Source organism: Gimesia aquarii (assembly GCF_007748195.1).
Classification (GTDB): Bacteria; Planctomycetota; Planctomycetia; order Planctomycetales; family Planctomycetaceae; genus Gimesia; species Gimesia aquarii.
The window spans coordinates 6,399,820-6,416,126 of sequence record NZ_CP037920.1 but is presented as its reverse complement, the minus strand read 5'-3'; the positions used below and the strand labels follow the sequence as shown (position 1 = coordinate 6,416,126).

The following is a 16,307-nucleotide window of genomic DNA, read 5'->3' as shown; positions in this document are numbered from 1 at the left end:
ATAGGATCATAAGTATTATGTTGCCTCCTTGAGTCTACATCGTGATTTCCAACTGTTGCGAGAATTTGTTGTACACCCAACGCGTTTCCAACTTGGTTTACTGCTTTCCAAGCTACCGGGAGTGACACTTTACAGGCATTGTTGCAGAGATCACCGGGGCACATTAGGAAGTCTGCTGCTAGGTTTTCGTTTGAAATCAACGTCTACATTGACTTCATCGGGCATTGTTGTTCGGCTCTTCCCTCTGTAATGTCGAAATGACTAGGAGCACCATCTTTGGTCCAGCTTTTTGAATCATATGCATGAAGATCACTTACTATTGCAATTCGAATCACAAGTTCGTCCTCTTCAACGATTCGCAACTATCATAGTTACGCACGAGGATCTCTATTGCAGTTCGACGTGCATCTGAAAATCCTGCAACATTTCGCCTAACTCTAATACGTTGAATGTGCCAGTTTGGATCAAGTAATCGAATAAAGGCAGCTGAGGCGCGATATGATAATAAGAAATGCGATCCGATTTGATCAAGTTTTCGTAGTTCAGATACTAGATCTTGCTCATCTTGTGATGTAAAGCTACCTACACCGTATTCCCCTCGGTACCTTGCTCCTAGCTTAGTATATGGCGGATCAAGATAAATAAAATCAGTGTCTGTGCAACTACGCAAGGTCTTCTTGTAATCTTGGCAATAGACGTTGGCATTTCTCAATACTATCGAACAGCGCCGAAGATTGGTTTCATTTGGCACTCCTCTGGTCTTTGAGCCACGCGGTACATTGAACTTCCCGCGAAGATTTGTTCTGTAGACACCATTAAAGCAGTATGAATTCAAATATATGAATTGTGCTGCTCGTTCTAACATCACAGAAGAATCTCCAAAGATTCTACGAATTTCATAATAATCTTCTACTTGAGTGCCAAACAATGTAAGAGATCGGGCCAACTTTATCGGATGCTTCTTGACTGCTAAATACGATTGAATCAAATGCTCATTGAAATCACTGAGTACTGCTTTCTTAGGACGTAAATAGAAAAAGAAACAAGCAGAACCAGCGAAAGGTTCGACATATCTTTCGAAATGGGGAGGGGCAGCTTGTGCTAAGTGAGGGATTAACTGCCGTTTGCTGCCAGCCCAACGAAGAAACGATTCAACGTGATTTGATTGATTGACAGTCATATACTGTTTTTGAGATTAGAATGAGATTAGAAGTTGGAAACTGAAATTAACAGATGTATGTTTTAGTATACAGTTTTTCTTGAATTGGTCGACCTTTGGACAATGTGATTAATATAATTGATGAAGATCAGACTGGAGCCAATTAAATTTTACAATTATCATTCCCAATTAACAGATCTGAATAGATTTTAATTTCTAGCTCTTTTCAAAAGGAGTGCCGCTAAAAATCGCGTATGTTTCTAGTCAATTACTATAGAATCTATAACTTACGAATGCGACTTCCCAATCTCTCCCCAGTTCGCTTTATTGAATTGTTCAGATTCACCTCTTGGAATGGTCAGTGTGTTCCATTTATCCCCCGCCTGGATGCGGGCGACTTGCACGATTTGACCTACGTGGTAACAGGTGTGTCCGAGTGAGCGCTCAATTGCCAGCGGTACGGTGTGTGCTTCTCCGCGGATTGAGACTGATTTTTCAAGATCTTCTGCCGTCAAACTCTTGAGGGCTTCCAAAACACACGACCAGCCACGGTCCCAGTATGCCATGAGTTCCGCGCGGCTCTTAAACGAGTCTACAAACTCATCGTCTCGATTCCTCCACGACTTCTCGCCATCGGTTGTCAGAAAATCGGTCCAGCGTGAGATCAGGTTTCCTGCAACGTGCTTCATGATCACGGCAATAGAGTTCGTGTTCTCATCGAGGGCGGTATGGAGTTTCTCATCGGGAACTTGTTCAACGGCTCGCTCCGTCATTCGTTTGTGGGTTTCGAATACGTTGAGTATCGATGACATAAATTGGCCTGTGGTATCCATTTCAGTTCCTCATTTTAGTATGATATTTCTAGTAGCTCATTTTAGGGCTCCGGAATCTAATTTTCCAGGTAATGGGTGCTCGGAAAATTCCTTGTCCATTTCGCGGTTGCCGCTGGTTGTGGAACTGGTATTATTTTTGGAGATGGTATTTTGGCTTCAAAAACTCGGGTTCTATAAAATGGATAATACAGACACAAACATGAATGACACAGCCACACTTCCCGACCGGGAAACGATGTACGATGCGCTCAGTCGCAGAGATACCAGCTTCGAAGGTGTTTTCGTTGCAGCGATTCGTACAACGGGAATTTTTTGTCGACCCTCTTGTACGGCCCGCAAACCCAAACCGGAGAACGTCGAGTACTTTCCCGATGCGAAGTCGGCAATCGCCAGCGGCTATCGTGCCTGCAAGATCTGTCATCCTATGATCGATTTAGGCGCCACACCCGAATGGCTGCAACCTTTACTGGAAGAAGTCGAACAGGATGCCACTATTCGCTTGCAGGCTGAAGATTTGAGGCAACGGGGACTTGATCCCGTACGTGTTCGTCGTTGGTTCCAGAAATTACATGGCATGACTTTCACATCCTACTTAAGAATGCGACGGATCAACCAGGCCTTTGGCCAAATTCGCCACAAAACATCAGTCACAGATGCCGCCTTTCAGAGTGGTTATGAATCGCTGAGTGGCTTCGGTGATGGCTTCAAGAAAACCATCGGCAGCGCGCCAGCAAAGACCAACGGGCAAGAGGTGATTGCCATCACCAGGATACTGACGCCACTTGGCCCGATGTTAGCGGGTGCGACGGAGCAGGGGATCTGCTTGCTCGAATTCGCCGACCGTCCGATGCTGGAAACCCAACTCAATCGTTTGCACAAACGCATGAATGCAAAAACGCTGCCAGGAGATAGTCCGTTCTTTGCGCAACTCGATGCGGAGTTACAGGCCTATTTTGCAGGTAAGCGAACTGACTTTGATATCCCGTTGATTACGCCCGGAACCGAGTTTCAACAAAAAGTCTGGGCCGCTTTGCAAACCATTCCGTTCGGAACAACCCGTTCCTATGCAGAGCAGGCTAAAAATATTGGCCAACCAGCGGCAGTACGTGCCGTCGCCCGCGCCAACGGCGATAACCGCATTTCAATTCTGATTCCTTGTCACCGTGTGATCGGTGCGGACGGAAAGCTGACAGGTTACGGCGGCGGGCTCTGGCGAAAGAAGCGACTATTGGAAATTGAAAGCCGTGAATTACCTCTGAATACAACATAAAATGCAGTAGCTCAATCTAGAGAAGTCAAGAACAATTAATAGTGTTATTAGAGACTGATTCACCTCATTAAATAGTAATGGGATGTCAGGTCTCTTAAGCCCTCCATAACAGTCTCCCCCTAATCTTTAATGATTTTGATAAGCGACTGATTCTTCTCCTCACACAAAAATAATCTCTAAATAAGTAAATTCGTAACTCTTTCTATGAAAAAAGGATACGTAGCATTTTGAAGATAGGTCCGAAAAACTTTCTTTCGGTTTTTCAGTCTAAGGTCATTTATTAAGTAGTAAAGAATTTATCGGAAACATTTCAGTAATAAGTAGATTCTACTGTTGTCTAAAAACTCATCTCAGCTCCAACCTGATGAATTCGTCCGGCTGATTATGGCCAATGAAGGGCGTTTGTTTGGGCTCGTGCGCGCGCTGTTGCCCGGCTGCGAAGACGTGGAAGATATCGTCCAGGAAGTCGTCACGTTGATGTGGGAGAAGTTAGACGAATTTGAGAAGGGAACGAACTTCTCTGCCTGGGCCTGTCGCATTGCGCATTTCAAAGTGCTCGAATATCGGCGAACGAAAAACAGGCGTTCGCGGTGTTTAAACGAACAAGTTGTTGAACAACTTGTTACGGATACTGGTAATTTATGGTATGAATTGGAATATCGTTCCCAGGCATTGGATGAATGCATCGCGAGTCTGACAAAGTCGGATCGAGAATTGATCCTGTTACGGTTTCGATCCAAGGGAACGCTCAAGGAGACGGCACGTCAGGTGGGCCGATCCGAGGTTACTGTCAGGCTATGGATTCGAAGAATTCTCAAGCGGCTTGAAAGTTGTATTCAGCGTCGTTTTGAAATGGGGCCGTCAGCATGAGCATTCAGAATGACTGGGAATCGAATCTGCAGGAATGGCTTGCTGCCATTGATGACGGAACTGTTTCGAACGAACAAGTGGAGTTGCTTTCGAAGCTTCTCGAAGAAAACGCGGATGCCCGTAAATTTTACCTTGAACACATGGGATTACTGGGGCATTTAGCTGTCACCGCAAAGCGTTCCGAACTCTTTGAGGGTCCAACTTCGTTGTTTGAAACCAAACGCTGGGACGAAAACCAGACACCGCGATTCTGGCAAAAGGTCACTGGTGTTTCTGTTGTCGCAGCAATGCTTCTGATGGGCGTCATTATTTATCAGTCGCTTGAGAATAGTTCAGCTAACAAAGGCGTGGCGACCTTGAAATCACAGGATGGTTGGTGGGAGCATCCAGGTCTCGGAGCAGAGCTGGGTGAAACCATTCAGGTTGATCGCTGGCTGCATTTAGAAGATGGTAAAGCAGTACTGCGTTTTATGAATGGTGTTGAGTTGACATTGAGAGGGGATACTACAATCAAAATCGTTTCCCCGGATGTCGTGCGCTTGTTTTCCGGGACAGCGTCCTTAAAAGTACCCCGGCAGGCAATCGGATTTAAAGTGTCAACAACCGCCGCGGAGGTGGTTGACTTTGGAACCGAGTTTACAGTTCGTGTCTACGATGCGGAAGTTGTCGATATTCAGGTTCACCAGGGACTCGTCGAAGTGAAACGCTCTGATGAGATGGGAGCTACTGAGCGGCGAATGCTCAAAACAAAAGAGGCTGTTCGTGTTGATCCTTTAAAAGAGGGCTACATCGAGATCGAACCGGTCGATTTGCGAGATGAGCCAGATCAGAATCAAGATTCACTCAAGATTGCCTACCGAACTCGAAAGAATACAAAAGGCACACAGGCATATCACGGTAAACTGGGCCACGATTTTGTGGTAAACGAGCCGATCGAAGTGACACGCTTGGGTGTATTTGACAGCGGCTCCGATGGGTTGAAACAACAGCTGGTGTGTGAGCTTTGGCAGCGCGACGATTTGGGAACACCTGATGATTTTAAAGACGATAAAGGGACCAAGCGGCTGGCAGTGGTGGCCTTTGCTCCCGGTGATGATGCAGAACTGATTGACTCGAATCGATTTCAGCCTTTGAAATCTCCGTTGCGACTCGAACCCGGGGCTTACTCGATTGTGGCATATGGTTATGGAGAGAAAGAGCCAAACGGAAATGATGGAGTGAGTGGCTCTCGTCGGCACTTGAAGTCGCGCGACGATGGCGGCGGCCTGATTTCGTTTGTCGGTACGAGCCGGTTTGAGCGAGGCTTGGGCGAGGTCAGACCAGATCAACCGCAGTGGTTATCTGATCCTGAGAACTTCCCGATAAAAATTGATCAAACGTTCGTAGATCGATACTCGGCAGGCACATTTGAGTATCGTCGCGCACGCTGATTTATATGCGAAGTAGTTGTGTAGATATTTTATATATTTCATTTTCGAAGAAAAGGGGCTTTGCGATGTCATCATTTAAGCTGCGTCGAGGTTTCACGCTCATCGAGTTATTAGTCGTGATTGCGATCATTGCCATCTTGATCGCGTTACTGTTGCCGGCAGTGCAGCAGGCGAGAGAAGCTGCACGCCGTTCTCAGTGCAAAAATAATCTAAAACAAATTGGTTTAGCACTTCATAATTATCATGGTACGTTCTCTATGCTGCCAATTTCCAATCCGCGCTGTCCCAATGTGGGAGCACCTGTGGGTAGCAAACGGTACGGATGGATTCCAATGATTTTGCCCTATATGGATCAGGCCAATATTTATAATGCCTTTGATTTTGATCGGGCTTCCTGGCAAGGGAACAATTTTCAGCATCTTCAGAAGCCTTACCCCGCATTTCTTTGTCCCTCAGACCCGCTTGCAAACGAAATCCGTGATGAAGAGTTTTTTGCAGCACCAACCTGGGTTGTTGCGCAGACTGACTATGCGGCTGTGATCGGCGATTATGTAAACAGTACAGGCGTCGGCGCGACTCCCGCCTATGGAAACGTAGGCTGTCTTCAACCAGTGCGTGGCATGATCGGTCGCTGGGCATGGAGTGCGCGCATCAGAGATGTCACTGATGGCCTTTCCAATACATTTGCAATCGGTGAATGTATTGGTGCGATGTGTATTACCCAAAACTGGGGAGTGCAGAGTTTCGGAACCACGGCTCATCCGATTAACTTTATGAACGAAGATTTGAGGAGTAATTTACCAAGCCAATCCAATGCCCGTTGGGATGAATCCATTGGATTTCGAAGCTTCCACGTCGGAGGCACTCATTTTCTGATGGGTGATGGTGCAGTGCGTTTCGTCAGTGAGAATATCGATGGTGCCACTTATCGCGGACTCGCTTCCCGTGCAGGCGGAGAAGTTCTCGGAGAATACTAAGTCTGACAGAAAGATACTTTGCAAACAGACAGGTTCGGTTCCGAGTCTGTCTGCTCCTGTTTGATTGTTGCTTTATTCCTTGGCCCGTTCAACAAGCAATGAACCGGGTAGTTATCTCATTGTCTTTTTCTTTCGGAATATTAGTGGAGTTCAAGGTGAAACGTTTATTTTTTTGTATGTTCTTGCTCACCGTGATCGGTTGCGGTGGGGGTCCTGATCGCTCATCAACGGCACCAGTTTCCGGAACGGTGACACTCGATGGCGCGCCTCTTGCTTCGGGCACAATTACGTTTGAAACAACCGGTAGCCGTCCTGCTTCGGGAGTGATCAAAGATGGGGAAATTCTGAATGTAATGACTTACGAACCCAATGACGGTGCTCCTGTAGGTACTCATCAAGTTTCCATTACTGCTACGGAAACAGCTAAAAGTGCCGTCGTTGCGAATCCCGGAGAAACCACCGACTTCGATCCCAACTACATGGGAGGGGGAAATTCTCTCATTCTGGAAAAATACAACAACCCCAGTACTTCCGGCCTGACTGCAGAGATTCAAAGTGGTACAGCAAACGTACTGCAGTTCAATTTAGAACCAAAGGAAAAAAAGAAATAGGCCGATTGTTGCTTTGGTCAGAGAACAATGCAGAAAAAGCCGACCAGTATAAATACTACTGGTCGGCTTTTCGTTTGAAGAATCGAATCTTAACTAGGGGCTGTTATTTGATAAACAGCATTTCCTGATAAGTCGGTAGAGGCCAAAGGTCGTCGGCAACGATCCCTTCCAGTTCATCTGCGATCGCCCGAACCTTGTTCATAATTGGCAAGAGAACATTGCAACTATGATTTGCTTCAGCAAGCATATCATCTGATTCACACTCTGAAACAGCCAGTTCCAGTTCGCCGATTGTATCTTGGAGAATTTTTACCAGGTCTGTGACATGATCCAGGGTGACAGTATCAAAATCATAACCCAGCATTTTCAAGTTGGCACAATTGGAAACCAGTTCGCTCTGGTAGCGAATCACGGCCGGGAAGATGAAAGTTTTTGCCATCTTAATCGTCAGATTGACTTCTACACTAATCGTCATGCAATACTGTTCCAGGTATGTTTCAAGACGGCTAGCCAGTTCTCGTTCTGAAAGAACTTTATGCTTGGTAAACAGCGTTTTGACATCTTCCGATTCTAAGATTGGTAGAGCATCAACGGTGGTTTTAAGATTGAGCAAACCGCGTCGGGCCGCTTCCGCATGCCATTCTTCGCTATAACCATCTCCATTGAAGACAATAGAACCATGTTCATTCATGATTTCTGTCAACAGTTTTTGCAACTCAGAATGGAGTTTGTCGGGATCACCGCCGGTTGCTTCTTCGAGTCGGGTGGCACAAAACTCAAGTGAATCTGCGACAATCGTATTCATCGCTACTAGTGGGCCGGCAATCGACTGGTTTGCACCAACGGCACGGAATTCAAACCGGTTTCCGGTGAACGCGAAGGGACTGGTACGGTTACGGTCTCCCGCATCTTTAGGCAGCGGTGGCAAGACGTCCGCTCCCACAGTCAGGGTTCCCTTGGGAATCGATGAGTTCGCGCCACCCGCTTTGATTTGTTCAAAGACATCCGTAAGCTGATCACCGAGGAAGATGGAAATGATCGCCGGAGGAGCTTCATTGGCGCCTAGACGGTGGTCATTACTGGCAGAAGCAACGACAGCACGCAGCAAGCCCTGGTATTTATGCACGGCACGGATCACGGCGGCACAGAAGAGCAGAAATTGTGCGTTTTCATGGGGAGTATCTCCCGGATCAAGCAAGTTACCTTGTGAGGCACTCCCCAGTGACCAGTTGACATGTTTTCCTGAACCATTCACACCGGCGAACGGTTTTTCATGAGTCAGACAGACCATGCCATGTTTCTCTGCGGTGCGTCGCAAAGTGGTCATAAGCAATTGTTGATGGTCGGTCGCGATATTCGCAGATTCAAATTGAGGTGCGATTTCGTATTGGCCTGGTGCCACTTCGTTATGTCGCGTTTTAACGGGAATTCCCAGTTTGAAGAGTTCTCGTTCCGCTTCAAACATAAACGCCAGCACGCGGTCAGGAATCGCACCAAAATAATGATCGTCAAACTCTTGACCTTTCGGTGGTTTGGCTCCGAATAAAGTGCGGCCTGCAGTGAGCAGGTCAGGTCTTGCATAATAAAAGTTACGATCAATCAGAAAATACTCCTGTTCGGGACCTGCGGTCGATGAAACCAGATCACCATCCTCATGCCCAAACAGTTTCAAAATTCGTTGAGCCTGAGTATTCAAGGCCTGCATGGAACGCAGCACGGGTGTCTTTTTATCTAATGCTTCTCCCGTCCATGAAACAAAGGCCGTAGGAATACAGAGTGTCGTTCCATTGGAATTTTCCAGAATATAAGCTGAACTGGTAACATCCCAGATGGTATAACCCCGCGCTTCAAACGTGGCTCGAATTCCACCAGTGGGAAAGCTCGAACCATCGGGTTCACCCTGAATGAGCTGAGAACCGCTGAATTCCGCGATCGCGCTACCTTCACCATCAGGTGAAAGGAAACTGTCGTGTTTTTCAGCCGTTGATCCGGTCAAGGGATAAAATACGTGGGCGTAATGAGTGGCCCCCTTTTCGATGGCCCAATCTTTAATGGCAGATGCCACTACATCGGCTGTTGAGCAGTCCAGCTTCTCGCCGTCTTCAATCGTCCGGACCAGTTTTTTGTAGATTTCTTTTGGCAAACGTTTTTTCATTACCTTTTTAGAAAACACGTTGTTGTTAAAGAGATCACCTGTTGGGGTTTCCCGAAAATTCATTGGTGACCGGTTGGATGAGTAACCTGTCACTGCAGCGATAGCAGCAGAGCGTGGGGAACTGGGCTTGCTCTGACTCCCATTGTTGGCACCAGGGTAAGTGGTAGGTGAGTCTGAGCTTTGAATTTGCGTGTTCACTTTTTTACCTTTTCTTTGAGCGAAAGAACAACTTACGATTATTATTGGAGGGACCACAGTCGTATGGTTCACACGAGCCATACTTTTTTCTGTGAAATCCGATTGGTATTTTTACAAGCGGTTTGAATAACAGGTTGGGGATCATGGTCATTTGTCTGTCAGAACGTATCGAAACTGACGAGATCACATTGAAAAATGAACCATAAGACTAAGCAAAGCAGAATGTGTGCCAAACAGATTGTTGTTACCCGTTTTACTCAGAACAGAGTGATGACTCCAGCAACAGAGAGTATGAATTGTGAGAGTTTGAGCATTGTTGTTCCAGGATCTGTCAGAGTTTGAGCCATCATTAACGCTGTATCTCAATCAAACTGTTTGTATGCGAAGTTTGAGTCGCTGTTTCCATGCCGGAACTTAAAGTGTGATCAAAGATACTATATGTTTGTGATGGTTGCTGCTGTTTATGGCAGGTTATGCCTTAAAATGCAGCAGTCGGTCAGCAGGCCGAGTTGCTAGATATCGAGAAAAGCTAGTGAATGAAAGGTGTCTGAATCGTCGGGTATTAATCCATATTCTTCTGAAAGTCTGCCTTTCATATGGTCTGGTAGAGCGGGATAAATCACCGGTTGAAAGATCAGTTCTGCAATCTAAAATGACCGCATTCAGATCAGACATGAGAACCAGCTCAATCGGGAATTCAGCATGACAGAAAATCAAAAATCAGAAACAAGTCAACCAGTCGAACCACAAGAAGATGATGCAGTGTCATCTGATACTAAATTACAACCGTTACGCAGCTGGCCTCCGATTTTGTTTCTGATCGGCATACTGGTGACACGGTTTTTAACCCGCGCGATCGAAGTCAACTCGACTCTTATGTTAATGGTGGTCATCTTTGGTCCCATGGTGTTTGGTGGTTTGATTTTATTGTGGTGGCTGTTTGCCAGTCGTGCCACGGTGAAAGAGAAAATCGTGGGAACCGCAGTAGTCGTTTTGGCCGCGATCGCGACGATGTTCCTGATTGACCCTTCGATGAAAGGACCGGCTGTGATGTCAATCACCGTGCCCATGGGGCTGGGGCTGTTTGGACTTGCCGCGGTTCTGGTTTCGAAAATGCTCTCATTTAAGAGAACAGTGATTATCACTGCCTGCTCTGTCATTGGGTTTGGCTTCTCTACTCTGGTGCGCAGTGATGGAATGTGGGGGCATTACGAAATGGATTTAGCGTGGCGCTGGACCCCGAATGCGGAAGACAGTTTTCTGGCAAAAGATAACGGACAGTCCCCGAGTGATTTGAGTCAACTGACAGTCACCGAACTCGACCAGCAACTTACTGATCCCGCGTGGCCTGCATTCCGCGGCAATCAGCGAGATGGCGTACTCAGCGGTGTGACTCTGGCTGACAAATGGACGAATGAAGTTTCGACCCCACTCTGGAAGATCGCCATCGGTCCTGGTTGGTCCTCCTTTGCCATTGCCGGTAACCTGCTTTTCACTCAGGAGCAACGCGGCGATTACGAAGCGATCGTTTGTTATGACGCTCGTTCTGGAAACGAAATCTGGAAGCAACAGATTCAATCTCGATTTTATGAACCGATGGGGGGCGCTGGTCCTCGTGCCACTCCCACACTTGCCGATGGGCAACTTTACGTCATGGGAGCAAAAGGGCACTTAATAAGGCTCGATCCCAAAACGGGGAAAATTGTCTGGCAACAAGACGTTCGTGAAGTTGCTGGTCGAGAACCACCGATGTGGGGGTTCTGCTCTTCGCCTCTTGTCGTTGATTCACTGGTCATTGTTCATGCGGGGGGTAATGGTGATAAAGGCGTTCTGGCATTCGATACCGAAACCGGTGATTTAAAGTGGTCGGCTCCGTCTGGCGATCACTCCTATAGCTCTCCTGTGTTGCTCACTATTGCCGGACAAAGTGTTATTGCGATGTTGACGAACAAAGAACTCAACTTGTTCAATCCAGCCGATGGTACTGTGCTGCTCAATTACGAATGTGCCGTTGATGGCTTTCGCGCATTACAACCTCAGGTGATTGAAGACGATTCCATCCTGATTGCGACCGGAATGGGCAAGGGGGTTCAACGAGTTCGCGTCACAAACACAGATGGTAAATGGGAGGCGGAACAAGTCTGGATTGCCCTCGGTTTGAAACCAGACTTTAGTGACTTTGTGATCCATGAAGGTTACGCTTATGGATTTGACGGCAGCATTTTCTTGTGCTTCGATCTCAAAGACGGGAAACGCAAATGGAAGCGGGGCCGTTACGGAAAAGGTCAGGTTTTGTTACTTGATGATTCCGGGCAGTTGTTAGTGATCAGCGAGCAAGGTGAAGTCGTGTTACTGAAAGCCGATCCCAAAACACATACAGAACTGGCAAGGTTTCAGTCGATCGACGGCAAAACCTGGAATCATCCCGTTTTGCGTGGCGACCAGTTATTCGTCCGCAATGCAGAACAGGCCGCCTCTTTTCGCCTGCCATTGGCAAAATAAAACAACAATCAACGGACGTTATTTTATAGTTTGAATATGAACCTGAGCGAAAGGGCGCTAGCCCTCGGTAGTTCTTTAATAATTTCATCTATCAAATTAAACTCCTTTCAGACATTAGTTTTTATGACTACTTGTGCAATACCGGCGGCTAGCGCCGTACCGCTCAGTTTAAGAGTGATATTTATTTAAAAATCAGATCGGCGATCACTGTCCGATGGTCAGTGTCGACTGAGGTGTTTGCTATAACTCGTACTGGCTGAAATGAATCGTTGATCCAGATTTGGTCGATTCGTAAAAACGGGATGTCGTTGATAATGGTATTTCCCCATCCACTGCCTGCACTCACAAAAGCATCTTGTAGAGACGCTGGTAATTCCGCAAAAATCGGATCGCGAGGATTGGCGTTGAAATCTCCTCCCACAATGACGGGAAGCCCTGTAGGAAGGGCCGCTAATACTTGGGAAAGGTCTTTAACTTCAGCCCGCTGTTTCATGCGGTGATCTCGAAACGCGCGCCAGCACTCCGGATTCCATAAATCAAAGCGGAACGGAGGGGGAGAGAGTCGCAGAGAAGCGACCACCAATTCCTGGCCCGAGGGGAGAGTGATCTTACCTGCGATATAATTCCCTGTCGCGGCTATCAGTTCAATCTCTCCTCGCGTGATCAGGGACGTATCCACGCCGGACAGAAAGACTCCGTTAGCACCCATGAGTTCATTGGTGATTTCTGTCAGTTGATTTTTGTTTGGCGTCTCCTGTAGTAGAATCAGTTCCGGTTCCCATTGCTTTAAGGCGAGAACCGATGTTTTCCTGCCGCTACAGTTTAGCGAAATCACTCGCATGGTGCGCTGTTGCTCTCGGGCGTCAATCCATTCGCGATCTGATGGACTCCCAATGCCTCGCCAGAGACTTAAAGGCGTATCAGCAAAGAAAACCAGAAACAAAAGCCACAAGCAGAGTGTAGCGACCACAGTTCGCTTATTTTTGTTTCTGATCAGAATGAGAGCGAAGCACAAACCACATAAAAACCAGACCCAACTCGGATAAACTGTGACGGCAGCACACGCATCGTATTGTTGTGTATAACAAAGTGTCTGGAATAGCAACAGTAGTAGAGAAAAACCTGTAACAAGTGTCGTCAGAATCCAGGTGGTACGGCTTCGTTTCTCAGGTGGAGTACTTAGTTGGCGATTCGTCATAAGTATTGGGCGAAATGATTTGTATATGCGCAATGTGGCTCGCGGCTCAGGTTTTTATGTGATTCTAACGCTCACTTCGTATTTCCGTCCTACACGAAACACTTCGATCCATGGTTCCGCGTTCTGATAAGTCCTTACGATGAGTCGTTTATTTTGTTGTTCATCGATTGATTCATCGGGCCATCCAATATTCCAGCCACCTAATTGTGCATAAACAGCGGTGTGGGTAAATATATCACGTGGGTTCGCTTCGACCCACCATGCAGAATCATACTCAGACAAAAGCTCACTATCATTAGCCAGTGCTTCCCGAATCGATTTTTTCGCCTTCGTTTCGAGAATTTCCTGGCAAGGAAAGTCCCATGCTTCTTCAGCATATAATGGTCGTTCACCCTTGTTAATTTTCAATGATTGACCTTTATTCAACGTCGCTGTACTTTCAGGACCATAAGGGGCTACATCCACGTCCAGCACGCCATCGGCACAAAGCTTTGGATCAGGATGTTTGCGCATATCGATTCTGAACCATAGGCCGTTTTCCATCTTCGAGGGCAGTTTTGGATTCCAAACGGCAATCGGTTTTTTTGACGTTTTCCCACTTTTTCTTGCTTTCAATAGCAACACTGATTTTGCGACTCGTTCTGCCTCCTCCCAAAGGCCATCCAGGCTCATCCCCGCTGAAGAATCTTGCGATTCAGCAGAAGTCGTGTTGACATTTGAAAGTGAGCGACCTTTCCTGACGGCTTCTTCCATTTCAGGTAAGATTTTCCTTAGGTGAGCTATGATTTCGTCTTTTGTGAAACCTGAAACATCAATACTCAAGGCCTTTGCTGCTTTTTTCAAGTTGCTCGCAGGAATATCAAATTCATAGAGAATGAAATTTAACAAGTGCGGCCCTTGTTTTGTTAACTTGTCAGTTGTTTTTTTACGGTTGGGAAGAACACAGGCGAAGAGCTCTGCTGCTTCATTTATTGTCTCAGCAGGCAATTGATCTAGGAATATTCGATTGAATTCGGGTACAGAATTTATAGCCATTCACCCCTTCCTTATGAGAGTGGTGTCAGTTAAGCATTTAATACAGCTCTTGATCAACGCGAAGAATGTCTTGTTCTAATTATGAGTATTGGTATTTAAAATAGCCAGGAAATTATGGTCGCTACAATCATTGGCTCATATCCAGTATTGAAACAGTTAGATTAATGTTAACACGAGACTTTCCCATCTATTAAGATGTAAATATGGAAAAAAGTGGTTAACTAAGTGAGACGCCTGGGTAGTTTCATTATGACATCAACAATTGTGATTCTTGATGACGAGCTTGATCGACTGGAAGCAATGAACGCTGTCCTGTCTGAAGAACTCTCGCAATACAAGATTGCGATGTTTAAAAATGCGCCTGATATCATTGCCTGGTTACAAGATAGCATATCGTCTGCTGCTCTCATCAGCCTTGATCATGATCTGTTCCCACAATCCGAAGCAGAACCCGACCCTGGAACGGGGCGCGATGTTGCTGATTTTATTGCGACACAGTCTCCCGTTTGCCATGTTATCATCCACACGACAAATTCAATTGCCGCACCTGGAATGGAAATGGTACTCAATGATGCCGGCTGGACAAACTCACGTGTGATGCCATTTAATGATTTGGAATGGGTAACCACATGGTGGATTCGGGAAGTCATCGACCATCTCAAATAATATGGAGGGCTCTAACTTCTTACAATCACTCGTCAAAGTGCGATTTCTTCCGCAGCAGATGATGATAGTGCTGGGCAAAGCGGTGGGATTCGTCGCGCACGTATTGCAGGAGTCTTAAGCCGTACGAGTGGCGGCTGAGGCGGCGGGGTTCGGATTCGCCGGGGACGAAGACTTCTTCTTCGCGTTTGGCGAGGGAAATCGTAAACGGGGGCTCCACACCCAGTTCGTGCATTGCGGACATCGCCGCGCTCAGTTGGCCTTTCCCGCCGTCGATGAGCAGAATATCGGGAAAGCTTTCGCCTTCCTGATGCAGACGACTGATGCGACGGCTGACGACTTCGCGAATCGAGGCGAAATCGTCAATGCCTTTGACGGTGCGAATTTTAAAACGCTTATAACCGTGTTTGAAAGGTAACCCGTCGATGAACTGTACCAGGCTCGCGACTGTTTCACCTCCCTGCAGGTGGGCAATGTCCACGCCTTCGATACGGCGAGGCAATTCAGGGAGTTGGAAGACTTTCTTTAAACCCTGCATCCCTTTTTTCGGGTCAATATAAAATACTTCCGGCTGGGCATGATCTTCTAAATTACCACGCAGGTTTAAGCTGTCCAGCAATTGAATTTCATCCCGCAAGCGGGCCGCCTTCTCATAGAGTTTTTTTTCTGAGGCAGCCTGCATCTCTTTTTTCATCTCATTCAAGAGACGGTCTTTTTTGCCATCCAGAAACAGCTTTAGCTTGTTGATGTCTTTACGATAATCTTCTTTACTGATTCGCAAATTACAGGGAGCCGTGCATTGGTTGATGCTGTGCAGCAGGCAAGGGCGGAACCAGCGCCATTTTTCGTCTCCCTCTTCAATATCCAGTGAGCAGTTTCGGAAGCGGAAAATTTTCTGTAAGACGGTGATTGTGCCTCTGAGTTGTTTGGCGTTGGTAAAGGGGCCATACAGCTTCGTTCCCTTAGTATGTGGCTTGCGTGTGAACTCGACTCGCGGGAAATCTTCACGCGTCGTAATTTCGAGATACGGAAACGTTTTATCGTCCTTGAGTTCGGAATTGAAACGTGGCCTAATATCTTTGATCAGTCGGGCTTCTAGTAGCAGCGCATCGACTTCCGTTTCCGTTTCCAGGAAATCAATGTCAGCGATTTCTGTCACCAGTTCTGCGGTACGGCGGTCAACGGCGGCAGCTTGCGTAAAATAACTTGAAGCGCGGCTTTTCAAGTTGACCGCTTTGCCGATATAAATCACGCGCCCCTGCGCATCTTTCATCAGATAAATACCGGCCGTTGTGGGGAAAGATCGCACTTTTTCCTGAGGTGTCTGCGCACTCTGGTCTGCAGACTCAGGTGCTGGAGATTCATTGCTAGGGAGATTGTCGGTATCAGACACCGAATCAGATTCC

Annotated in this window: 13 protein-coding genes; 7 read left to right on the top strand and 6 right to left on the bottom strand. The window is 46.9% G+C overall.

Annotated elements, in window-relative coordinates; translation table 11 throughout:
• Positions 1-331: 331 nt before the first annotated feature.
• Together V144x_RS24510 and V144x_RS24505 are read right to left on the bottom strand one after the other, a co-directional pair.
• Entirely contained in the window at positions 332-1,180 is an 849-nt protein-coding gene (locus V144x_RS24510) for a DNA adenine methylase (protein ID WP_144989194.1), read from the bottom strand.
• Positions 1,181-1,446: 266 nt separating this feature from the next.
• On the bottom strand, positions 1,447-1,992 hold the full coding sequence (locus tag V144x_RS24505) for a DinB family protein (protein ID WP_144989192.1): 546 nt from the start codon (positions 1,990-1,992) through the stop codon (positions 1,447-1,449).
• Between the two features lie 178 nt (positions 1,993-2,170).
• Here V144x_RS24505 and V144x_RS28950 point away from each other — a divergent pair, with 178 nt between their 5' ends.
• The 5 genes from V144x_RS28950 (at position 2,171) to V144x_RS24480 (ending at position 7,150) form a co-directional block, all read left to right on the top strand.
• On the top strand, positions 2,171-3,262 hold the full coding sequence (locus tag V144x_RS28950; protein ID WP_144989190.1) for a bifunctional transcriptional activator/DNA repair enzyme AdaA: 1,092 nt from the start codon (positions 2,171-2,173) through the stop codon (positions 3,260-3,262).
• A gap of 333 nt (positions 3,263-3,595) precedes the next feature.
• Positions 3,596-4,132, top strand: coding sequence for a sigma-70 family RNA polymerase sigma factor (locus tag V144x_RS24495; protein WP_144989188.1), 537 nt, complete (start codon positions 3,596-3,598; stop codon positions 4,130-4,132).
• A complete protein-coding gene (locus V144x_RS24490; RefSeq protein WP_144989186.1) occupies positions 4,129-5,562 on the top strand; it encodes a FecR domain-containing protein in 1,434 nt (477 codons plus the stop codon). Before V144x_RS24495 ends, V144x_RS24490 begins: the two co-directional genes overlap by 4 nt.
• A 65-nt stretch (positions 5,563-5,627) precedes the next feature.
• Positions 5,628-6,539 (top strand): DUF1559 domain-containing protein, encoded by a 912-nt coding sequence (locus V144x_RS24485; RefSeq protein WP_144989184.1) that lies wholly within the window; start codon positions 5,628-5,630, stop codon positions 6,537-6,539.
• 155 nt (positions 6,540-6,694) lie between these two features.
• Positions 6,695-7,150 carry a hypothetical protein gene (locus V144x_RS24480; RefSeq protein ID WP_144989182.1) on the top strand — a complete coding sequence of 152 codons (456 nt, stop codon included), beginning with the start codon at positions 6,695-6,697 and terminating at the stop codon, positions 7,148-7,150.
• A 103-nt stretch (positions 7,151-7,253) separates the two neighbouring features.
• On the opposite strand, the gene V144x_RS24475 is transcribed toward V144x_RS24480, so the two are convergent.
• Positions 7,254-9,503: a glutamine synthetase III family protein gene (locus V144x_RS24475; RefSeq protein ID WP_232102630.1), complete on the bottom strand. Its 2,250-nt coding sequence runs from the start codon at positions 9,501-9,503 to the stop codon at positions 7,254-7,256.
• 702 nt (positions 9,504-10,205) lie between these two features.
• On the opposite strand from V144x_RS24475, the gene V144x_RS24470 reads away from it, so the two are divergent.
• Positions 10,206-12,005 carry an outer membrane protein assembly factor BamB family protein gene (locus V144x_RS24470; protein ID WP_144989178.1) on the top strand — a complete coding sequence of 600 codons (1,800 nt, stop codon included), beginning with the start codon at positions 10,206-10,208 and terminating at the stop codon, positions 12,003-12,005.
• A 181-nt stretch (positions 12,006-12,186) separates the two neighbouring features.
• On the opposite strand, the gene V144x_RS24465 is transcribed toward V144x_RS24470, so the two are convergent.
• Complete coding sequence (locus V144x_RS24465) at positions 12,187-13,203, bottom strand: endonuclease/exonuclease/phosphatase family protein (protein WP_144989176.1); 1,017 nt, start codon at positions 13,201-13,203, stop codon at positions 12,187-12,189.
• Between the two features lie 54 nt (positions 13,204-13,257).
• The gene (locus tag V144x_RS24460; RefSeq protein ID WP_144989174.1) at positions 13,258-14,238 is read right to left on the bottom strand and encodes a hypothetical protein; all 981 of its coding nucleotides are present in this window, start codon (positions 14,236-14,238) and stop codon (positions 13,258-13,260) included.
• A 249-nt stretch (positions 14,239-14,487) separates the two neighbouring features.
• On the opposite strand from V144x_RS24460, the gene V144x_RS24455 reads away from it, so the two are divergent.
• The gene (locus V144x_RS24455) at positions 14,488-14,904 is read left to right on the top strand and encodes a cyclic-phosphate processing receiver domain-containing protein (protein ID WP_144989172.1); all 417 of its coding nucleotides are present in this window, start codon (positions 14,488-14,490) and stop codon (positions 14,902-14,904) included.
• A 25-nt stretch (positions 14,905-14,929) separates the two neighbouring features.
• On the opposite strand, the gene V144x_RS24450 is transcribed toward V144x_RS24455, so the two are convergent.
• Complete coding sequence (locus tag V144x_RS24450) at positions 14,930-16,294, bottom strand: excinuclease ABC subunit UvrC (RefSeq protein ID WP_197998623.1); 1,365 nt, start codon at positions 16,292-16,294, stop codon at positions 14,930-14,932.
• Positions 16,295-16,307 lie beyond the last annotated feature (13 nt).